The organism is Streptomyces violaceorubidus (genome assembly GCF_000717995.1).
In the GTDB taxonomy this organism is placed as follows: domain Bacteria; phylum Actinomycetota; class Actinomycetes; order Streptomycetales; family Streptomycetaceae; genus Streptomyces; species Streptomyces violaceorubidus.
Map to the genome: position 1 here is coordinate 1 of NZ_JODM01000159.1, position 591 is coordinate 591.

Consider the following 591-nt stretch of genomic DNA (forward strand, 5'->3'; position numbering starts at 1 on the left):
CTTGCCGTCTGTCTCCTCCGGCGCTTTGGAGTCCGGGCCGGAGGCGGAGGCGGTGGCGGCGGTGGGTGGACGCGAGCGGGCGCGTGCTGTCGGGGCGGCAGGTGCGGGCCGAGCTCGCGGGAGCGCTGTCCGCGGAGCTGGGCCGGCCCGCCGGGCAGCGCCGGCTGTGGCCGCTGATCGACGGCGGGGTTCTGCCGCAGTGGTACGGGGCGTGGGCCGCCCGGCAGTCGGGGATCGACCCGCAGAGTGTGGGAATGTCCCCGCAGGCACTGAACGAGCACTTCCTGAGCCAGATCGGGGGTGTCGCAGGGCTCGACGACAGCCACCGGCACGCCTTCGCGCAGGAGGTGGCGACGTGGGAACAACCAGCACAGCGGAACGACCTGGTCGCCGACCTGGTGGCCGACGCGTACGCCCTGGTATGGGACACGCTCCCTCCCGGCAGCGCCCGGCCCGACAGCGCGGCCTTCGCCGCCCTGGCCACCACACTCCTCACCGACACCACCCTCTCCGCCCCGAACGACCTGGTGGCCGACCTGGTGGCCGACGCGTACGCCCTGGTATGGGAGACCCTCCCCCCCGCCAGCGCCC

The 591-nt window shown here is 74.5% G+C and carries 1 protein-coding gene; it reads left to right on the forward strand.

Annotated elements, in window-relative coordinates; genetic code table 11:
• Positions 1-65: 65 nt before the first annotated feature.
• Positions 66-591: hypothetical protein (locus IE94_RS36770; RefSeq protein WP_037924905.1), on the forward strand; the 526-nt coding region annotated here is incomplete at its 3' end.